We start from the raw sequence: 16,064 nt of genomic DNA on the forward strand, positions 1-16,064 counted from the left end.
TCAGGACGGCAGCGCGCGGGAGAGAGCATGGCGTTTCAGATATCTCTGAAAATCAATGGCAATGGACACGACGTAGAGCTGGAGGATGCGCGGCCGACACTGCTCGATGTCCTGCGCGAACGCATCGGCTTGACCGGCACCAAGAAAGGCTGTGACCGCGGCCAATGCGGGGCCTGTACGGTCCTCATCGACGGCCGGCGGGTGAATAGCTGCCTGTCGCTGGCGGTCAGCCTCGACGGCGCTGAGGTCACCACTGTTGAAGGCCTTTCCGATGGCGATACGCTCCATCCAGTACAGGCTGCCTTTATTGAAAATGATGGCTTCCAGTGTGGCTACTGCACACCGGGACAGATCATGAGCGCGGTCGGCTTTCTCGGTGAGACGGGCGGCGACGCTTCTGCCGAAGCCGTGCGCGAAGGCATGAGCGGCAACCTCTGCCGCTGCGGCGCCTATGCCGGCATCCAGGACGCCGTATTGGACGCTCAGGCGCGCATGTCGAAGGGGGGCAAAACATGAAGGCCTTTGATTATCAGCGCCCCGAAACAATCGCTGAGGCGATCAAGGCCGCGAGCAAGCCCGGCGCTTCCTATTACGCTGGTGGCACCAACCTTCTGGACCTGATGAAGGTCGGGGTTCGCACGCCCGACAGCCTGATCGACATTACACGCCTCGATGACCTCAAACGGATCGAGCCACAGAAAGACGGATCGCTCCGCATCGGGGCGCTGGTGCGAAATTCAGACCTTGCCCGCAACGTCGATATTCTAAGTGATTACCCGGCGATTGCCGAAGCACTGCTGTCAGGGGCGTCCGGCCAGCTTCGCAATTCGGCGACGGTTGGCGGTAATCTGATGCAGCAGCCGCGCTGTGCCTATTTCTACGACCCCCATAGCGCCTGTAATCTGCATGAGGTTGGTGAAGGCTGTGATGCACTCGAAGGCGAGAACGGCAAGCATGCTGTGCTCGGCTGGACGAAAACATGCATCGCCGTCCACCCGTCTGATTTCTGCGTGCCACTGGCGGCCATGGGGGCGCGTGTCGTGGTCGATGGCCCGGACGGATCGCGTGAGATTTCTATCGATGAGTTTTACACACTGCCAGGCAGCGTCCAGCCGCCCGGAAGCGCGCTCAAACAGGGCGAGATCATCACCGCGATCATCCTTCCCTCGGACGCCAAGCGGTTTGCACCGCGGGCCCGCTATATCAAGCTGCGTGACCGGACCTCCTATGCGTTCGCGATCGTCTCGGCGGCGGCGATGCTCCACATCGGAGATGGCCGGATCAAGGACGCGCGGATTGCGCTCGGCGGTGTCGCCGCAAACCCCTGGCGGGCACGCGAAGCAGAGGACACGCTCAATGGTGCTGAAGCCAATGAGGCCTCCTTCAAGAAAGCTGCCGATGCTGCGCTGGCCGACGCCAAACCCTCAGGCGACAATGCCCACAAGATCGAACTGGCAAGACGCATCCTGGTGCGCGCGCTCAAAGCTGCCGCAGATGGGACGCCGCCGAAGATGCCGGACCTGCCCGGGTCGGTCTTTGCGGTTGGAAAGGAGGCCCGCTAATGGCTGACACACCTATGGTCGCGGCCCACCACGTCCGGCTTGGCTCGAACTCGGGCCAGCCGATGACGCGCCGCGATGGCATCGCGAAAGTCACCGGCACGGCAACCTATGCCGCGGACAATCATCCGCAGAACCTTCTCCACGCAGTGTTTGCAGGCGCCAGTATCGCCCGCGGCCGGGTGACCTCCCTCGATATAAAGGCTGCACTCGCCCATCCGGGCGTCGTTCATGTTATGACGCCAGACAATACCCCTGCCCTGTCGCAGGACCCCGATCAGAAGACCACACCTTTCACCGCCCGCATCGACGTGCTGCAGAATGACAAGGTCCGCTATGCCGGCCAGCCAATCGCGGTTATCCTCGCAGAAACGCTTGAGGCCGCCGTCGAAGGCGCCCGGCTGGTAAAAGCGACGTACGATAGCGATCAGGCGCGCATCGGCTTTGATGACGGTGAAGCGTTCGCCCCGGAAGCGGTCGGCATCTCCACGCCGCCAAAATTCTCAACGGGTGATTTTGAGGGCAACCGCAAGAAAGCGACTCAATCGGCCAGCGTCGAAATGGAGACGCCGCTCCAGTATCACAACGCCATGGAGACCCATGCCGTCGTCGCTGAATGGGACGGCGACCATGTCACCGTCGACATGCCAAATCAGGCCATCGGCCTCGCCAAGCCTGGTATCGCCAATTATTTCGGCATTCCGCCTGAAAACGTAACGCTCCGGTCGCCGTATCTTGGCGGCGGCTTCGGCTCCAAGGCGGTGCTGTTCGGCCCGCAGATGCTGGGGATCCTGGCGGCACGTGAAATGAAGCGTCCCGTCAAGCTCGTGCTGAAACGGGGCCAGATGTTCGGACCGGTCCAGCACCGAAGCGCGACACGCCAGACCGTTCGCTATGACATGGACGCCGACAACAGATTTCTCGCCTTCGAGCACACGGCCAACGTCTCGACGAGTAGCTTCGACAACTGGCTCGACGGTGCCGCGAATGCAGGCCTCAGCCTTTATGCGACGCCGTCGATCAGCGTCAGCCATTCCGGCACACGGTTTGACACCGGCACGCCGGGCGCAATGCGCGCGCCGGGCATCGCCACCGGCTCTGCCGTGATCGAATGCGCCATTGATGTCGCCGCAGAAAAAGCGGGCATGGACCCGCTCGAGTTCCGCCTGCTCAACTATGCCGAGAAGGACCCGTCTAACGGAAAGCCCTATTCTGCCAAGGCTTTACGGGGATGTTATAAAGCAGCCGCTGATAGCTTTGGCTGGAAAGACCGACCGCTGAAACCTCGCCAGATGCGCGACGAGAACGGCCTCCTGACAGGCTGGGGCATGGGCACCAGTATCTTCCACGCGCCCTTCTTCCCTGCAAAGGCGCGGGCGGTCCTTCGCAAGGATGGCAGCGCGCGCGCAGAAACCTCTGGCGCCGATATGGGTCAGGGCGCCTGGACGGTTCTCTGGCAGATGGCGGCTGACGGGCTTGGCATGGCCGCCGACGATATCGAGTTCGACATCGGCCATTCCGACCTGCCTGATGGCAGTGTCGCCGGCGGCTCGGCACATACCGCATCGGCAGGCGGCGCGCTCTTTGCGGCTGGCAATGATGTCATCCGCCAGCTCGCCGAGATCGCGACGCAGGACAAGGACTCGCCGCTCTTTGGCGCGGGCAATGAACGCGTGCTGGGTGAAAATGGCCGCCTCTTCAAGGCCGAGGATCCGAACGTCGGCGAAAGCTATACCGACATTCTGCAACGGGCCGGGATCGAAGAGATTGAAGGCAAAGGCCGCGGCAACCGCGACAAGGCTAGCACCGAAACCTATGCCATGTTCTCGCACGGGGCGGTCTTCGCTGAAGTGAAGGTCGACCCCGACCTATTCCAGGTTCGCGTTACCCGGCTGGTCGGGGCATTCGCCGCCGGACGGATCATCAATCCGCGCCTCGCCCAAAGTCAGCTCACCGGCGGCATGATCTGGGGCGTCGGTTTTGCCCTCCACGAAGAAGGTATTCACGACAAGCGTAGCGGCAGACCGCTCAATAATGACTTTGCCGGCTATCACATTCCGGTGCTGGCTGACGTACCGCACCTCGAAGCGCTACTGGTCGATGAAGAGGACCCGCACGTAAATGACCTTGGTGTGAAAGGTGTCGGCGAGCTGGGCATTACGGGCACGGTTGGCGCGATTGCCAATGCGGTCTGGCATGCAACCGGCGTTCGCACAGCGCGCTATCCGATCAAGATCGAGGATCTTTTGAAGGGCGCGCAGGCGCTGAAGGCTTAATCGTCTGCGAGTACGCTTAGTACACTCTTCGAAATTGACTGTCTGACATCATCATAGCCCTCCCACGGGTCCGATTTGAGAGAGCTTAGACGCCGTCTGATATTGGACAGCGTGTAATCATGGCCGGATGATATGCCAGCGAGCTCATCCCAGCGGACAGGCGTTGCGACCGGTGCACCGGGCCTTGCGCGCAGCGAGTATGGACACACCGCTGTCGCGCCACGCTCATTGCGCAGCCAGTCGATGAAGATACGCCCCTTGCGCTTGGCTTTCGACGCCTCGGCGACATAGATATCCGGGGCTGCCTCCGATAGCTTTTTTGCGAGGCCCCGTGAGGCGGCCTTGACCTCATCCCAGCCCTGCCGGCGCTCAAGTGGCGCTATGACATGCAATCCCTTGCCGCCAGTCAGCAGCACGAAAGTCGTCAGACCCGCTGCGCCCAGCACGTCGCGCACCTCGTAGGCGGCTGACTTCACATCCTCGAAATCAAGCCCCTCATCAGGGTCGAGATCCAGCACAAGCCGGTCCGGCTTCTCAAGCTTGTCGGTTCGCGAGCCCCAGACGTGCAGTTCAAGCGCGCCGATCTGCGCTGCGGAGACAAGCGCCTCAGCTGTGTTCAGAACGAGATAGCTCGATGTCTCACCATCCTTTTCCTTGATTTTCGTTTCGCCGATCGCGGCTGGAACGGAGTCAGTGTGGTGTTTCTGGTAGAAGCACTTGCCCCCTGCCCCTGACGGGCACCGGACAAGACTTACCGGATGGTCCTTGATATGCGGGATCATGCGCGGCGCAATCTCTGCCAGATATTTGGCGATTTCGCGCTTGGTGGCGCCCTGCTCTTCATAGACCACGCGGTCGGGGTGGCTGATGCGGATACCGAGCACCTTGCCATCGTCTTCGTCGCCAGCCTCTTCCTGCTTGGCTGCGGTCGTCTTGACGTCCTTTGGCGCCTTGTCCTCTCGCAGCCCCTGGAAGCTTGGATGGCGGAGCAGGCCGTCGGACGTGCGCTCTGTGTAAGCAATCTCACCGACAAGTTTCGGCGTCAGCCAGACCGCGCCGCGTTTCGCGTCCGATGGAATATCCTCGAAAGCCGGCGTCTTGCGCTCAAGCTTTGCCATCGCGCCCGCTAGCTCATCCATGAGCGCTTCATTGAAGCCTGTGCCCACGCGCCCTCGGTAAAGCAGCTTGCCATTTTCGAACTCCCCCAGGAGCAGCGAAGCAAAAGGCCGGCCGCGCTTGTCGGACCTGCGATACCCGCCGATCACGAATTCATCGCGCCCCACGCATTTCGACTTGATCCAGCCGGAGCCACGTCCCGACACATATTTCGCGGCCGCCTTCTTGGAGATAATTCCTTCGAGGCCCATGCCGCAGGCCTTGCCGATGACGTCCTCGCCCTTGCCTGCAATGTGATCGGAGAACCGGATGATATCCTCATCTTTCGGCATAATGTCCTTGAGTGCGGCTTTGCGCTCGGTCAGCGGTTTCTTGCGGAAATCCTTGCCGCCCAGCGACAGGAGATCGAAGGCGTAATAGGCGAGCGCTGCATCCCCTTCACCTTTTGTGGCCGCCTGCAATGACGCAAAATGACTGTGGCCACGATCATCCAGCGCCACGAGTTCTCCATCTATCGCCGCGCTCTTCACATCCAGCTCCGCAAGCGCTTTGGCGACATCCGGATAGCGATCCGTCCAGTCCTTGCCATTGCGCGTGATCAGGCGGACCTGATGTCCTGCGATCAGTGCCTGAATGCGGTAGCCGTCGAATTTCAGCTCATGCAGCCATTCTTCGCCGGAGGGCGGATCATCGCGCAGTTTTGCAAGTTGTGGCTCAACGAAATCCGGGAAATCGGGCGCCTCATCCTCGCCCAGAATGTTGGCGTCCCCGCTTGCCGCGGCCACGGCTATCTCATCGAAATCCCGATTGGTTGTGACGCTGGTCTGCCAGGTCTCGCGCGGGTCGGAATTGCGGTCGGCTTCGTCATCCTTTTCCTTGATGAGAAGCCAGTTCTCTCTGCCCTTTTTCGAGTTGTTCTTCATCAGGACGAGCGCCCAGCCGCCTTTCATACGCTGACCTTTGAGGTCGAACTTCAGGGACCCTTTCTTCAACCCTTCTTCAGGGTCTTCGCGCGGGATCCATTCTCCCTGGTCCCAGAGCATGACCGTCCCGGCACCATAACCGTCCGGGATGACGCCTTCGAAGTCGCCATAGTCGAGAGGGTGATCTTCAGTGCGCACGGCGAGGCGCTTGTCGGCGGGGTCGAGGCTCGGCCCCTTCGTGACCGCCCAGCTTTTCAGAACACCGTCCAGCTCCAGCCGGAAGTCATAATGCAGACGGCTTGCATCATGCTTTTGAACGACAAAGCTGAGCTTACCCCTGGATTTTGACCTGCGCCTTGAAGAGCCGTCAGGTTCCGGCGTTCGTGAGAAGTCGCGTTTCTCACGATAGGTCTTGAGGGTGTCGGAGCTGGATTTCGCCATGCCTGATTACGCCGCCTTTCCAGACTTTGACTTCGAGGACCTGGAAGAGGTTTTCGAGGCGGTCTTTTTCTTGGCGCCGCTCTTGTCCTTGTCGACGCTCTTCTTCAGCGCCTCCATGAGGTCGACCACCTTGCCCTTGCCGCGGGGCGTATCGCTGTCGCCGCTGTCATCGTGGCTAACCGCGCCTTCTTCCCGCTTCTCCTTAATGAGGTCCATGAGCGCATCGGCATAGCTGGACTTGAAGACTTCAGGCTTGAAGGGTTTGGTCTTTCGCTCAATCAACTCGCTGGCAAGCTCGAGCATCTCCTTGTCAGGTTTGACCTCAGGTATCTCGTCGAAAATCTTGTCGCTCTCGCGGATCTCGTCAGCAAAACGAAGCGTCTCGAGAAGCAGGCCATCCCCGCACGGCTTGATCGCAACCACATAGTCGCGGCCGCGCACCGCCATCTGTCCCAGCCCAACCATCTTGTTCTTGCGCAGCGCGTCGCGGATGACGGTGAAGCCTTCGGCAGCAACCTCATCATCGCGCGGAACGACATAGTATGGCTTCTCGAAATAGCGTGGATCGATCTCGCACGACTCCACGAACTGGACGAGGTCTATGGTCCGCTTGCTTTCCAGCTTGATCTCATCGAGCTCTTCAGGCTCCAGGATGACATACTCATCCTTGCTGGTCTCAAACCCTTTGACGATCTCATCCTTGTCGACGGGACCGACACCTTCAGCGATCTTCTGATAGCGGATCCGCTTGCCGCTGGGTTTGTGGATCTGTCGCAAGGACACGGTCCGCGAGGATGATGTCGCAGAGTATAATTCGATTCCGATATTGACGAGGGAAAGGCGCAAATAGCCTTTCCAGTAAGCACGCATAGCCATGATTGGCCCTCCATTGGCAAATCAATGCCGCATCGGCGAATCAGTTCCGCGCGAGGGCCGGGGCAATAGGACAGGCAGGGGCTACCGGGATCAATCACAGGCGCCAGCGCAGTCTTCCCGGGAAGCCTCCGCCGGAACAGTCCCCATACCGATGCGTTGGCCAAGAGCCATGGGCCAAACGCCTGAATGAGGAATATTTCGACACGGGGGTGGCGATCATTGGCAGATAAATATCAGGCCGAGCGCGGTACGGACGCGGCATCGGCGTCCCGGACTACAGACGGCAAACCCCTCATCCTGATTACTGGCGCCGCGGGCAACCTCGGAAGCGCGCTGGTTTCTGTCCTCAAGGACAAATACGAGATCGTCGGGTTGGACAAACCCGGAAAGGAGGCCGATTGCGAGTTGATCGGGTGCGACCTCACCTCCGATCAGTCCGTACGCGAAGCCCTCGACAAGCTCGCAATGGAGCATGGGCAATCCCTTGCGGCCGTCATTCACCTCGCCGCCTATTTCGATTTCACGGGCCAGCCTCACCCACTCTACGACAAGCTGAATGTCGAGGGTACGCGCCGCCTCTTGGAAGCGCTTCAGGACTTCACCATCGACCGCTTCATCTATTCCGGCACCATGCTGGTTCATCAGGCCGGTGACCCGGGCCAGCCGATTACCGAAGAAACCGAGCTCAATCCGAAATGGGCCTACCCGCAATCGAAGGCCGCCGCCGAAGGCGTCATTCGCGAGGCCCATGGTGCCATTCCCTATACTCTGCTCCATCTGGCCGGCGTCTATGATGAGACATTTGCTGTCCCGACGCTGTCTGAACAAATCCGCAGGATCTATGAGCGCAATCCGCATGGCCATGCCTATGCCGGCTCACTCCAGGTGGGTCAGGCTTTCCTGCATCAGAAGGACATGGTCGAGGCCTTCCGCCGCACGGTAGAGCGGCGCAAGGAGCTGCCAGCTGAAAACATTATCCTGATCGGCGAGACCGACACGATGAGCTATCAGGAGCTGCAGCAGGAGATCGCCCGCCTCATCCATGGCGAAGAGGACTGGCGGACCTTTTCGCTTCCAAAACCCGTCGCATCTGCAGGGGCCTTGACGGAATCCGTAACAGAACCTGTCGTTCCGGATGATATCGACCAGGGGGAAAAGCCCTTTATCCGGCCTTTCATGGTCGACATGGCGGACGACCATTACGAACTCAGTATCGAGCGCGCTAAGCGCCTGCTCAGCTGGGAGCCGAAACACAGCCTGCGCGAAACGCTGTCGGCCATGATCGCGGACCTGAAATCCGATCCACTTGCCTGGTATGAGCGCAACGGCATCACGCCGCCGCCATGGCTCACGGCCGCGGGCGAAGAGGATCACGACCCCGAACAGGTACGCATCAAGGACGAGAACGAGACGCTCAGCCTGCACCGTAAATTTATCTGGGCCCCCTTCCTGACGATCGCCATGGGGGCATGGCTCGCGAGCAGTCCGGCGATGATCGTCTACGATTCCGCGCCGCTCATCTGGAGCGATATCATTTCGGGTTTCGCCGTGATGGTCCTCGGCTTCCTGTCGCTCAGCTGGAAGCTTCGCCTCGCGCGCTGGGCAACCGCCGGTGTTGCGACGTGGATCATGTTCGCACCGCTTGTCTTCTGGGCGCCCACGGGCGCGGTCTATCTCAACCAGACACTCTCCGGCGCCCTGATCTTTGGCCTCGCCGTTCTGGCCAGGCCGACACCGGGCGTGCAGCCAGCCGCCGCCGCCACCGGCCCGACAATCCCCCCCGGATGGGACCAGTCGCCATCCAGCTGGTTCCAGCGCGTGCCGATCATCGCACTCGCCGTTATCGGCTTCCTTATCTCGCGCCATATGACCGCCTACCAGCTTGGGCATATCGACGCCGTCTGGGAGCCGTTTTTCTCAGGCATGCCTGGAAACGGCAAAAACGGGACAGAGGAAATCATCACCTCCAGTATCTCAGAAGCCTGGCCTGTGCCCGATGCTGGCGTCGGTGCCCTCACCTACATGCTGGAAATCCTGACGGGCATTGTCGGCTCGTCGCGGCGCTGGCGGACCATGCCGTGGCTGGTGCTGATCTTCGGCATCATGATCGTGCCGCTTGGCGTTGTTTCCATCACCTTCATCATTATCCAGCCCATCGTGATCGGCACCTGGTGCACGGTCTGCCTTATCGCGGCATTGATGATGCTGCTTCAGATCCCGTACGCCGTCGACGAGTTGATTGCGACCTTCCAGTTCCTCATCCGCCGCAAGAAGAAGGGGCGCCCGGTTCTATGGGTCCTGTTCCGCGGCGATACCGATGACGGCCCTGATGAGCGCGTCGAGGACGACTTCATGCAACCGCCTGGCACGGTGATCCGTGAAATGGTCACTGGCGGCATGACGTTCTCCTACACCCTGCTGATCAGCGCTGCTCTCGGCGTCTGGCTCATGTTCACACGCTTGTCGCTAGGGACAGAAGGCGCGCTCGCCGATGCTGACCACCTTCTCGGCGCGCTTGTCATTACCGTCAGTGTCGCAGCTCTCGCCGAACCGATCCGCCCCGTGCGTCTTCTCAACCTGTGTCTCGGCGTCGCGGTCGCGCTGATGCCCTTCATCGTAGAGGCGACACTGCTGCAGATGGCTGTTAATGTCGTCGTCGGCCTCGCCATCGCAGCCCTCGCCATTCCGCGCGGGAAGATCCGCCACAAATTCGGCGACTGGAGCCGCCACATGATCTGACCCAAGCGCTGGCTCAACCACCTTCGACAGCGGCCGGGACGATCCCTTCCTCGAGAAGCTCGTGAAGTTCGCGAATGTGGCTACTGCCCCGCTCGCTGTCTGTGTCGGACGTCATGACGACTGTAAGGCCGAGATCTGGCAGCACATAGATCATCTGGCCGCCATAGCCCCGGGCATGGCGTACCGGGAAACCGCCCGCGTCGCTGATGAACCAGCCATAGCCATATTGCTCACCGCTCCATGGCGAAACGGTCCGCGGCGTCCAGCTTTCCTCGATCCAGTCTTCCGAGAGGACGCGCTGACCGTCAACGACGCCGCCGAGCCGATAGAGCTCTCCAAAGGCGGCCATATCCCAGGGACTCATCGACATGTTGTTGCCGCCGAAATAGATCCCCTGCGGATCGGTTTGCCAGCTCGGGATGCTGATACCGAGCGGCTCGGTCAGCCAGTCTTCGGCCAGCTGATCGGTATCTTTGCCCGAGGCGCCGGTCAGCATGGCAGATAGCAGGTGCGTATTGCCCGTCGAATAGAGCATGCGTCCGCCCGGTTCATCGACGAAAGGCCGGGACAGGGCGTGGCGAACCCAGTTATCGCTGACGACCCAGCGGCCATAGTTTGCGCCAGAGGTTCGCTCCAGACCGGATTGCATCGACAGGAGGTGACCAACGGTGACCTCTGACAGCATCGGGTCCGGGTCGGCGGGCGCATCAGCCTCGAGAACGGAAAGTACCGTTTGATCGACCCCGGTTAGTACGCCTTTATCGATCGCGATCCCGACCAGCGCAGACATGACCGATTTGGAGGCCGACTTGATGTTTACGCCGCGATCCAGAAGCGGGCCGCCATTGAACCGCTCCTCAACCAGAACCTCGCCATCACGCATCACAATCAATGACCGCAATTGGGGTAGCGCCTCGGCGGCCTCCAGCGTCTCCTCGATAAACTGTTCATTGAGACCAGAGGTGTCTGGCGCCACCGGCGCTGACCGCTCGGAAACAGACGCCGGCTGTGCGTTTGATGTCGACGGCTCTGACGGGGCGCCGCATCCTGCAAAAATGACGGCAATGATTGTTGGCAAAATTCTCATGACACCGATGTAGAGCGCAGGCCTCGAGCTCCAATCGCGCACGTGCGCCTAATACCGACCCCCTAGCGAGACATAGACATTGATCGCAGACGTCAGCCGGTCGAGACGAACCTGAACGAGATTGCTGGACGCATCGAAATAAGTCTGCTGGGCATTAAGCAGGCTGGTAAGGTCGTCTGAACCTGCCCGGTAGCGGAGCTCCGCCGCCTCAAGCGCATCGGCAGCCGCGGCTTCTGCAATCTCCAGCTGGGCCTCGCGCGCGCCATTGGTCTCTGAGGCCTGCAAGCTCACATCAACATCGCGCAGCGCACTTAGTATGGACTGGCGATAGGCAGCAAGCTGCGCGTCGCGCCGTGCAACCGATGCCTCAAGCTGGCCGTCAAGCCGCCCGCCCGAGAAGACGGTCTGCGCGAGACCGGCCGAGAGCGACCCGGTCAAACTGGACCCCCCGGTTAGCAGCGCGCTGAGACCGGCGCCAAGGTCCACCGTCGGGAAGAAAGCTGCTCGCGCCGCCACAATATTGGCATTAGCGCCGCGAAGGCTGGCTTCAGACTGGAGCAGGTCGGGCCGCCGAAGGAGAAGATCAGAAGGGAGCCCAGCTGGTATCTGCGGCAGGGCAACGTCCAGAATATCCTCTCCGGGCGCCTCAAAGCCTTGCGGCACGCGGCCGGTTAGGATCGCAAGTGCGGTTTCAAACCCCGTGATCTGTGCCTCGATTTGTGGGATCCGGGCCCGCGCATTTGCTAGCTGGGCGCGCTGGGCCGACACATCGAAGCCGGAGATCGCGCCAGCCTCATAGCGCACCTCGACGATCTCGAAAATGCGTTCGGAAATATCGAGGTTCTGGCGCGCGACCTCCAGCTGGTCCCGCGCAGCAAGCAGGGAAAAGTAATTGCTCGCCACATCGGCCTGTACGGTGAGTTCGAGTGCGCGCTGGCTGAACACGGCCGCGTCAAGACTTGCGAGGGCTGCGGCGCGATTTGCTGCGTTCGCGCCAAAGAGATCAAGCTGGTAGGATGCCGAAAGGCGCCCGCTTGCGTCTATGTCGTCCAGACCCTCCCCTGCGGTGCTGCTGGAGGCGGACAACCCAGCGCTTGCTTGCGGCAGGAAAGCCGCATCGGCTATCTGCACCGCGGCGCGTGCAGAGCGGATATTGGCGATCCCCTGCGCCAGGGTCTGGTTTGCGGCGAGCGCGTCAGCCACCAGGGCTTCAAGCTCTGCGGTATCGAAACTTTCCCACCAGGCCTCATCGGTCTTCGCCAGCGTCTCGACCTCGGCCGCGTAATCATAGGCGACGGGCATCGCGATCGCGGCATCGCTGACGGGCGGTTGTGGAGCAAAGCTTGTTGTGCACGCAGAGAGCGCGACGAGGCTGGCAGAGATGAGGAATGAACGCAGCATTGGGTTACTCCGAAGCAAGCGCGGTAACGGGGTCTAGACGCGCGGCCTTGCGGGCCGGCAGGAGACCAAAGACAAGGCCGGTGCCGAGCGCCGATGTGAAAGCAAGAATGGCGGGCATCGCAGTGACCGCAATGGTCATGCCGCTCTTTGCCAGGATGAAACAGACGCCAAGGCCGAAGAGGACGCCGACGATCCCACCAAGCCCCCCAACGACAAGCGCCTCGACGACAAACTGGATCATGATGTCTGACCGCCGTGCGCCGGTCGCCATACGCACACCGATCTCTCGTGTCCGTTCCGAGACGCTGACCAGCATGATGTTCATGACGCCAATCCCGCCAACGAGGAGAGAGATGGAGGCCACAGACCCCAGCAGGATCGAGAAAGAGCTTTGCGCTTCCTGCATGGATTCCAGAAACGAGGCTGTGTTGCGCAGCTGGAAATCCTCGGTGCCGTGTCGCGCAAGGAGCAGCGCGTGTGCCGCCTCTTCGGTCTCGCTGATCCGGTCGGTATCGTCGACGGCCAGAGTGATGGAAGAAAGGTAGGATTGGCCAAAGAGGCGCATCATGCCGGTGGTAATCGGCACAAGCGCGACATCGTCCTGATCCTGCCCCCATGCGGTCGCGCCCCTCTCTTCAAGGACACCTGAGACCTCAAAAGGTGCACCGCCGAGAAAGACATATTGGCCGACCGCGCTCTGGACGTCGTCAAAGAGGTTGCCGGCGGTCGTCGTGCCAAGAACGACAACGCCAATGCGCCGGTCCATATCGTCCTCTGTGAAGAACGTACCGAACTTCATGCCTCTGTTCTGGACGATGGGCCAATCCTCTGACACGCCCTCGATCTGGCTGCGCGCGTCATTCGATCCAACGCGCAGCGTGGCATTGCTGGACCGCGAAGGGACGGCGGCGATGATATTATCCAGCTCTCCTAAAGCATCGGCATCCTGAAGGGTCAGGGTTGCGATGGCGTCGCCGCGCTGGCGCTGGTCCGGCGCGCCTGGCCGAGCGAAGAGCAGGTTCGGGCCAAGCGATTCAAATCGGGCCATGACGTCCTGCTGGCTGCCCTGCCCGATCGCCAGCATGGCGACCACGGCAGAGACACCGATGACGACCCCCAGCAAGGTCAGCGCTGTTCGAAACAAATTCGCGCGTAGCGACCGGAAGGCCATTTTTACTGCTTCGAAGACCTGCCCAATCGGCGACGGGCCCTTGCGCGTATAGCGATAGGGCTGGCGGGTCTCCTGATGGCCCTGCCGGTCGCCGCTATCGGAAACAATACGCCCATCCTCGATCGTCACGACCCTTTTGGCGCGCGCGGCCACCTTCTCATCATGGGTAATGAGAATGATGGTCCGACCGCTCTCATGCAGCCCTTCCAGCAGCGTCAGCAGCTCTGCACTCGACCCTGAGTCGAGCGCGCCGGTCGGCTCATCGGCGAGAATGACCTCGGCGTCGTTCACAAGGGCGCGGGCAACCGCCACACGCTGTTGCTGGCCGCCGGACAGCTCGCCGGGCTTGTGGCCTGTCCGGTCACCGAGACCGAGGCGGGCAAGCAGCTCCTTTGCCCTGGTCCGGCGCTCTTCCTGGCCGAGGCCGGCATAGACGGCCGGGATCTCGACATTCTCGGAGGCCGTCACACTGGCGAGCAGATTATATCGCTGGAAGATGAAGCCGAACGTCTCGCGCCTCAGCGCGGCGAGCTCGTCCGCATCGAGCCGAGAAATGGACTCTCCACGCACCGCGTATGTACCGTCCGTGGGCCGGTCCAGACAGCCCAGAATGTTCATCAACGTCGACTTGCCGGAGCCCGATTGACCGACAATGGCAACGAACTCGCCCTGGTTGACCGTCAGAGAAACACCGTCAAGCGCGCGGACTTCTGTATCGCCCGCACCATAATATCGGCAAACATTTTCGAGCTGAATCAAGGGATTTGACATCTGGCCTGCCCCTATCCGCGCATGAAGCGAGGGCCGCCGCCACGCCGGCCACCACGCTCATTCCCGGCCGGCCGCTGTATGGAGACACCGCCCGTAACAACGGTCTCGCCCGCCTCGATGCCATGAATGATTTCAGCCATAGTCCGCGTCTTCAGCCCGACAAGAACCCGCCGCGGCTGCGGCGTGCCATCGCCCGCCATGACGAGAACTGTGGCTGTCTCGGCTTCCGGATTTGCCTCACGCGCGCGCCGAAAGTCTTCCCGGTGCTGCGAACCGGGTCCAGCTTCACCATCCGGCGATGCTGCATCGGCCTGCATGAAGCCGCGGCGTCGGCCATCATTGCTCGCAACAGGCTGGCCGCCGCCCTGTCCTTGTGGGCGCTCTGTGCGCGCAGGGCGCGACTGGAGGGCCGTCACAGGGACGAGAACTGCATTGAATGCGCGCCCAGTGACAAAGAAAACCTGCGCGGTCATCTGGGGCTTAAGCCGGCCTTGCGGATTCTCAACGTCGACCAGTGCCTTGTAGAGCACGACATCATTGAGAACCTCAGGGGTCGGCAAGACCTGCCGCACCGTCGTGTCCCAGCGCCGGGTCGCATCGCCAAGTGTCGTGAAGTAAGCCTCCTGGCCTTCATCGATCCGCAGCACGTCTGCCTCGGACACATCGGTCTCGACCGTCATGACGCCAAGGTCAGCGATGGTCAGGATGATTGGCGCGGTCTGATTGGCGTTGAGCGTCTGGCCCTCGACAGCGGCCGACGACACGACCGTGCCGGAAATCGGCGCATAGATGCGGGTGAATTCGAGATTGGCGAGTTCTGACTGCAGGGATGATGACTGACGCTGGATCTGGGCCTCGATTGCCTCAAGGCGGCCCTGCGCAATTGTCAGCTCAGCCTGAGCGCTTTCGAACTCGGCGCGGGCTATGGCATCAGCCTCGTAGAGCATCTCGGCGCGGTCTGCGTCGGCGCGCGCAAGTTCAAGGGTCGCCTGCTGCTGTTTACGGCTCGCCTGAAGTTCGGATAGCTGCGCGCGATTGGCCTCGACGCTGGTCTGCGCAAGTGTCGGGTCGATCCGGGCGAGAAGATCGCCCTTCTCGACCTCATCCCCGATCTCGACGAGAAGTTCCTGAAGCTGGCCGGACACCTGCGCGCCAACATCGACGGACACTTTCGGCGTAATCTTGCCCGCCGCAGAAATCGTCACCTCGATATCGCCGCGGGTCGCCTGCGCGGTCTGATAGTCCGGCGTTTCGGGGCCCGACAGCACAGTGGCCTTAAGGCCGAACCACCCCGCCGCGGCCAGAACGATTATCCCGAGAACGAGCACCAAGCGCGACTTGAAGAGGCGTGATATCATGAGCTTGCAGGCTTTCTATTGGCATTACCTGAAAGCTTAGACGCCCGGCCCGGCGCGATCCGTCGGCCAGTGCTGCACTTATTCCCGGATATTTTCTGGAAAGTGGTGCGCCCACGAGGATTCGAACCTCGGACCCGCTGATTAAGAGTCAGCTGCTCTACCAACTGAGCTATAGGCGCCCGCCACTTGGGAAAACGCGATGTAATGCATCGCGCTCGGAAATCAAACACTCAATTCGGTAGACTAATACATAGCGACGGGACCGAACGCGTTTTGCTTTCTGCCAAGTGTCAGCAAGCTGTCTTCGCAAAGGCGCGAGCAACTATAATCCAAGCTGAGAGAGCAA

At 61.1% G+C, this 16,064-nt stretch carries 10 protein-coding genes and 1 tRNA gene; 4 read left to right on the forward strand and 7 right to left on the reverse strand.

Features of this window, described 5'->3' with window-relative positions:
• Window positions 1-27 precede the first annotated feature (27 nt).
• From O4G74_RS07420 to O4G74_RS07430, 3 genes are read left to right on the forward strand one after another with little or no spacing between them, the layout of a single operon-like run.
• Complete coding sequence (locus O4G74_RS07420; protein WP_269402002.1) at window positions 28-516, forward strand: (2Fe-2S)-binding protein; 489 nt, start codon at window positions 28-30, stop codon at window positions 514-516.
• Window positions 513-1,562, forward strand: coding sequence for an FAD binding domain-containing protein (locus O4G74_RS07425; protein WP_269402003.1), 1,050 nt, complete (start codon window positions 513-515; stop codon window positions 1,560-1,562). Before O4G74_RS07420 ends, O4G74_RS07425 begins: the two co-directional genes overlap by 4 nt.
• On the forward strand, window positions 1,562-3,835 hold the full coding sequence (locus O4G74_RS07430) for a xanthine dehydrogenase family protein molybdopterin-binding subunit (protein WP_269402004.1): 2,274 nt from the start codon (window positions 1,562-1,564) through the stop codon (window positions 3,833-3,835). The genes O4G74_RS07425 and O4G74_RS07430 overlap by 1 nt, the downstream gene beginning before the upstream one ends.
• Here O4G74_RS07430 and ligD read toward each other — a convergent pair.
• Together ligD and O4G74_RS07440 are read right to left on the reverse strand one after the other, a co-directional pair.
• Complete coding sequence (gene ligD / locus O4G74_RS07435) at window positions 3,832-6,315, reverse strand: DNA ligase D (RefSeq protein WP_269402005.1); 2,484 nt, start codon at window positions 6,313-6,315, stop codon at window positions 3,832-3,834. The genes O4G74_RS07430 and ligD overlap by 4 nt on opposite strands.
• Window positions 6,316-6,321: 6 nt before the next feature.
• Window positions 6,322-7,191 (reverse strand): Ku protein, encoded by an 870-nt coding sequence (locus tag O4G74_RS07440; protein ID WP_026180582.1) that lies wholly within the window; start codon window positions 7,189-7,191, stop codon window positions 6,322-6,324.
• 219 nt (window positions 7,192-7,410) lie between these two features.
• Between O4G74_RS07440 and O4G74_RS07445 the strand changes: the two genes are divergently transcribed.
• Window positions 7,411-9,930, forward strand: a complete 2,520-nt coding sequence (locus O4G74_RS07445; protein WP_269402006.1) for an NAD-dependent epimerase/dehydratase family protein — start codon at window positions 7,411-7,413, stop codon at window positions 9,928-9,930.
• A gap of 13 nt (window positions 9,931-9,943) precedes the next feature.
• Here the strand turns inward: O4G74_RS07445 and O4G74_RS07450 are convergent, their stop codons facing one another.
• The 5 genes from O4G74_RS07450 to O4G74_RS07470 form a co-directional block, all read right to left on the reverse strand.
• Entirely contained in the window at window positions 9,944-11,017 is a 1,074-nt protein-coding gene (locus O4G74_RS07450) for a serine hydrolase domain-containing protein (RefSeq protein ID WP_269402007.1), read from the reverse strand.
• A 48-nt stretch (window positions 11,018-11,065) separates the two neighbouring features.
• Entirely contained in the window at window positions 11,066-12,418 is a 1,353-nt protein-coding gene (locus tag O4G74_RS07455; RefSeq protein WP_269402008.1) for an efflux transporter outer membrane subunit, read from the reverse strand.
• 4 nt (window positions 12,419-12,422) lie between these two features.
• A complete protein-coding gene (locus tag O4G74_RS07460; protein WP_269402009.1) occupies window positions 12,423-14,360 on the reverse strand; it encodes a MacB family efflux pump subunit in 1,938 nt (645 codons plus the stop codon).
• A gap of 11 nt (window positions 14,361-14,371) precedes the next feature.
• The gene (locus O4G74_RS07465) at window positions 14,372-15,718 is read right to left on the reverse strand and encodes an efflux RND transporter periplasmic adaptor subunit (protein WP_269402010.1); all 1,347 of its coding nucleotides are present in this window, start codon (window positions 15,716-15,718) and stop codon (window positions 14,372-14,374) included.
• A 103-nt stretch (window positions 15,719-15,821) separates the two neighbouring features.
• Window positions 15,822-15,897 (reverse strand) — tRNA-Lys (locus tag O4G74_RS07470).
• Window positions 15,898-16,064 lie beyond the last annotated feature (167 nt).

The organism is Henriciella marina, from assembly GCF_027213945.1.
Classification (GTDB): domain Bacteria; phylum Pseudomonadota; class Alphaproteobacteria; order Caulobacterales; family Hyphomonadaceae; genus Henriciella; species Henriciella marina_A.

Bases quoted from the DNA above. Each gene is read 5' to 3' on its own strand.
- O4G74_RS07420 (WP_269402002.1), top strand. From the start codon at position 28: ATGGCGTTTCAGATATCTCTGAAAATCAATGGCAATGGACACGACGTA.
- O4G74_RS07425 (WP_269402003.1), top strand. From the start codon at position 513: ATGAAGGCCTTTGATTATCAGCGCCCCGAAACAATCGCTGAGGCGATC.
- O4G74_RS07430 (WP_269402004.1), top strand. From the start codon at position 1,562: ATGGCTGACACACCTATGGTCGCGGCCCACCACGTCCGGCTTGGCTCG.
- ligD (WP_269402005.1), bottom strand. From the start codon at position 6,315: ATGGCGAAATCCAGCTCCGACACCCTCAAGACCTATCGTGAGAAACGC.
- O4G74_RS07440 (WP_026180582.1), bottom strand. From the start codon at position 7,191: ATGGCTATGCGTGCTTACTGGAAAGGCTATTTGCGCCTTTCCCTCGTC.
- O4G74_RS07450 (WP_269402007.1), bottom strand. From the start codon at position 11,017: ATGAGAATTTTGCCAACAATCATTGCCGTCATTTTTGCAGGATGCGGC.
- O4G74_RS07455 (WP_269402008.1), bottom strand. From the start codon at position 12,418: ATGCTGCGTTCATTCCTCATCTCTGCCAGCCTCGTCGCGCTCTCTGCG.
- O4G74_RS07460 (WP_269402009.1), bottom strand. From the start codon at position 14,360: ATGTCAAATCCCTTGATTCAGCTCGAAAATGTTTGCCGATATTATGGT.
- O4G74_RS07465 (WP_269402010.1), bottom strand. From the start codon at position 15,718: ATGATATCACGCCTCTTCAAGTCGCGCTTGGTGCTCGTTCTCGGGATA.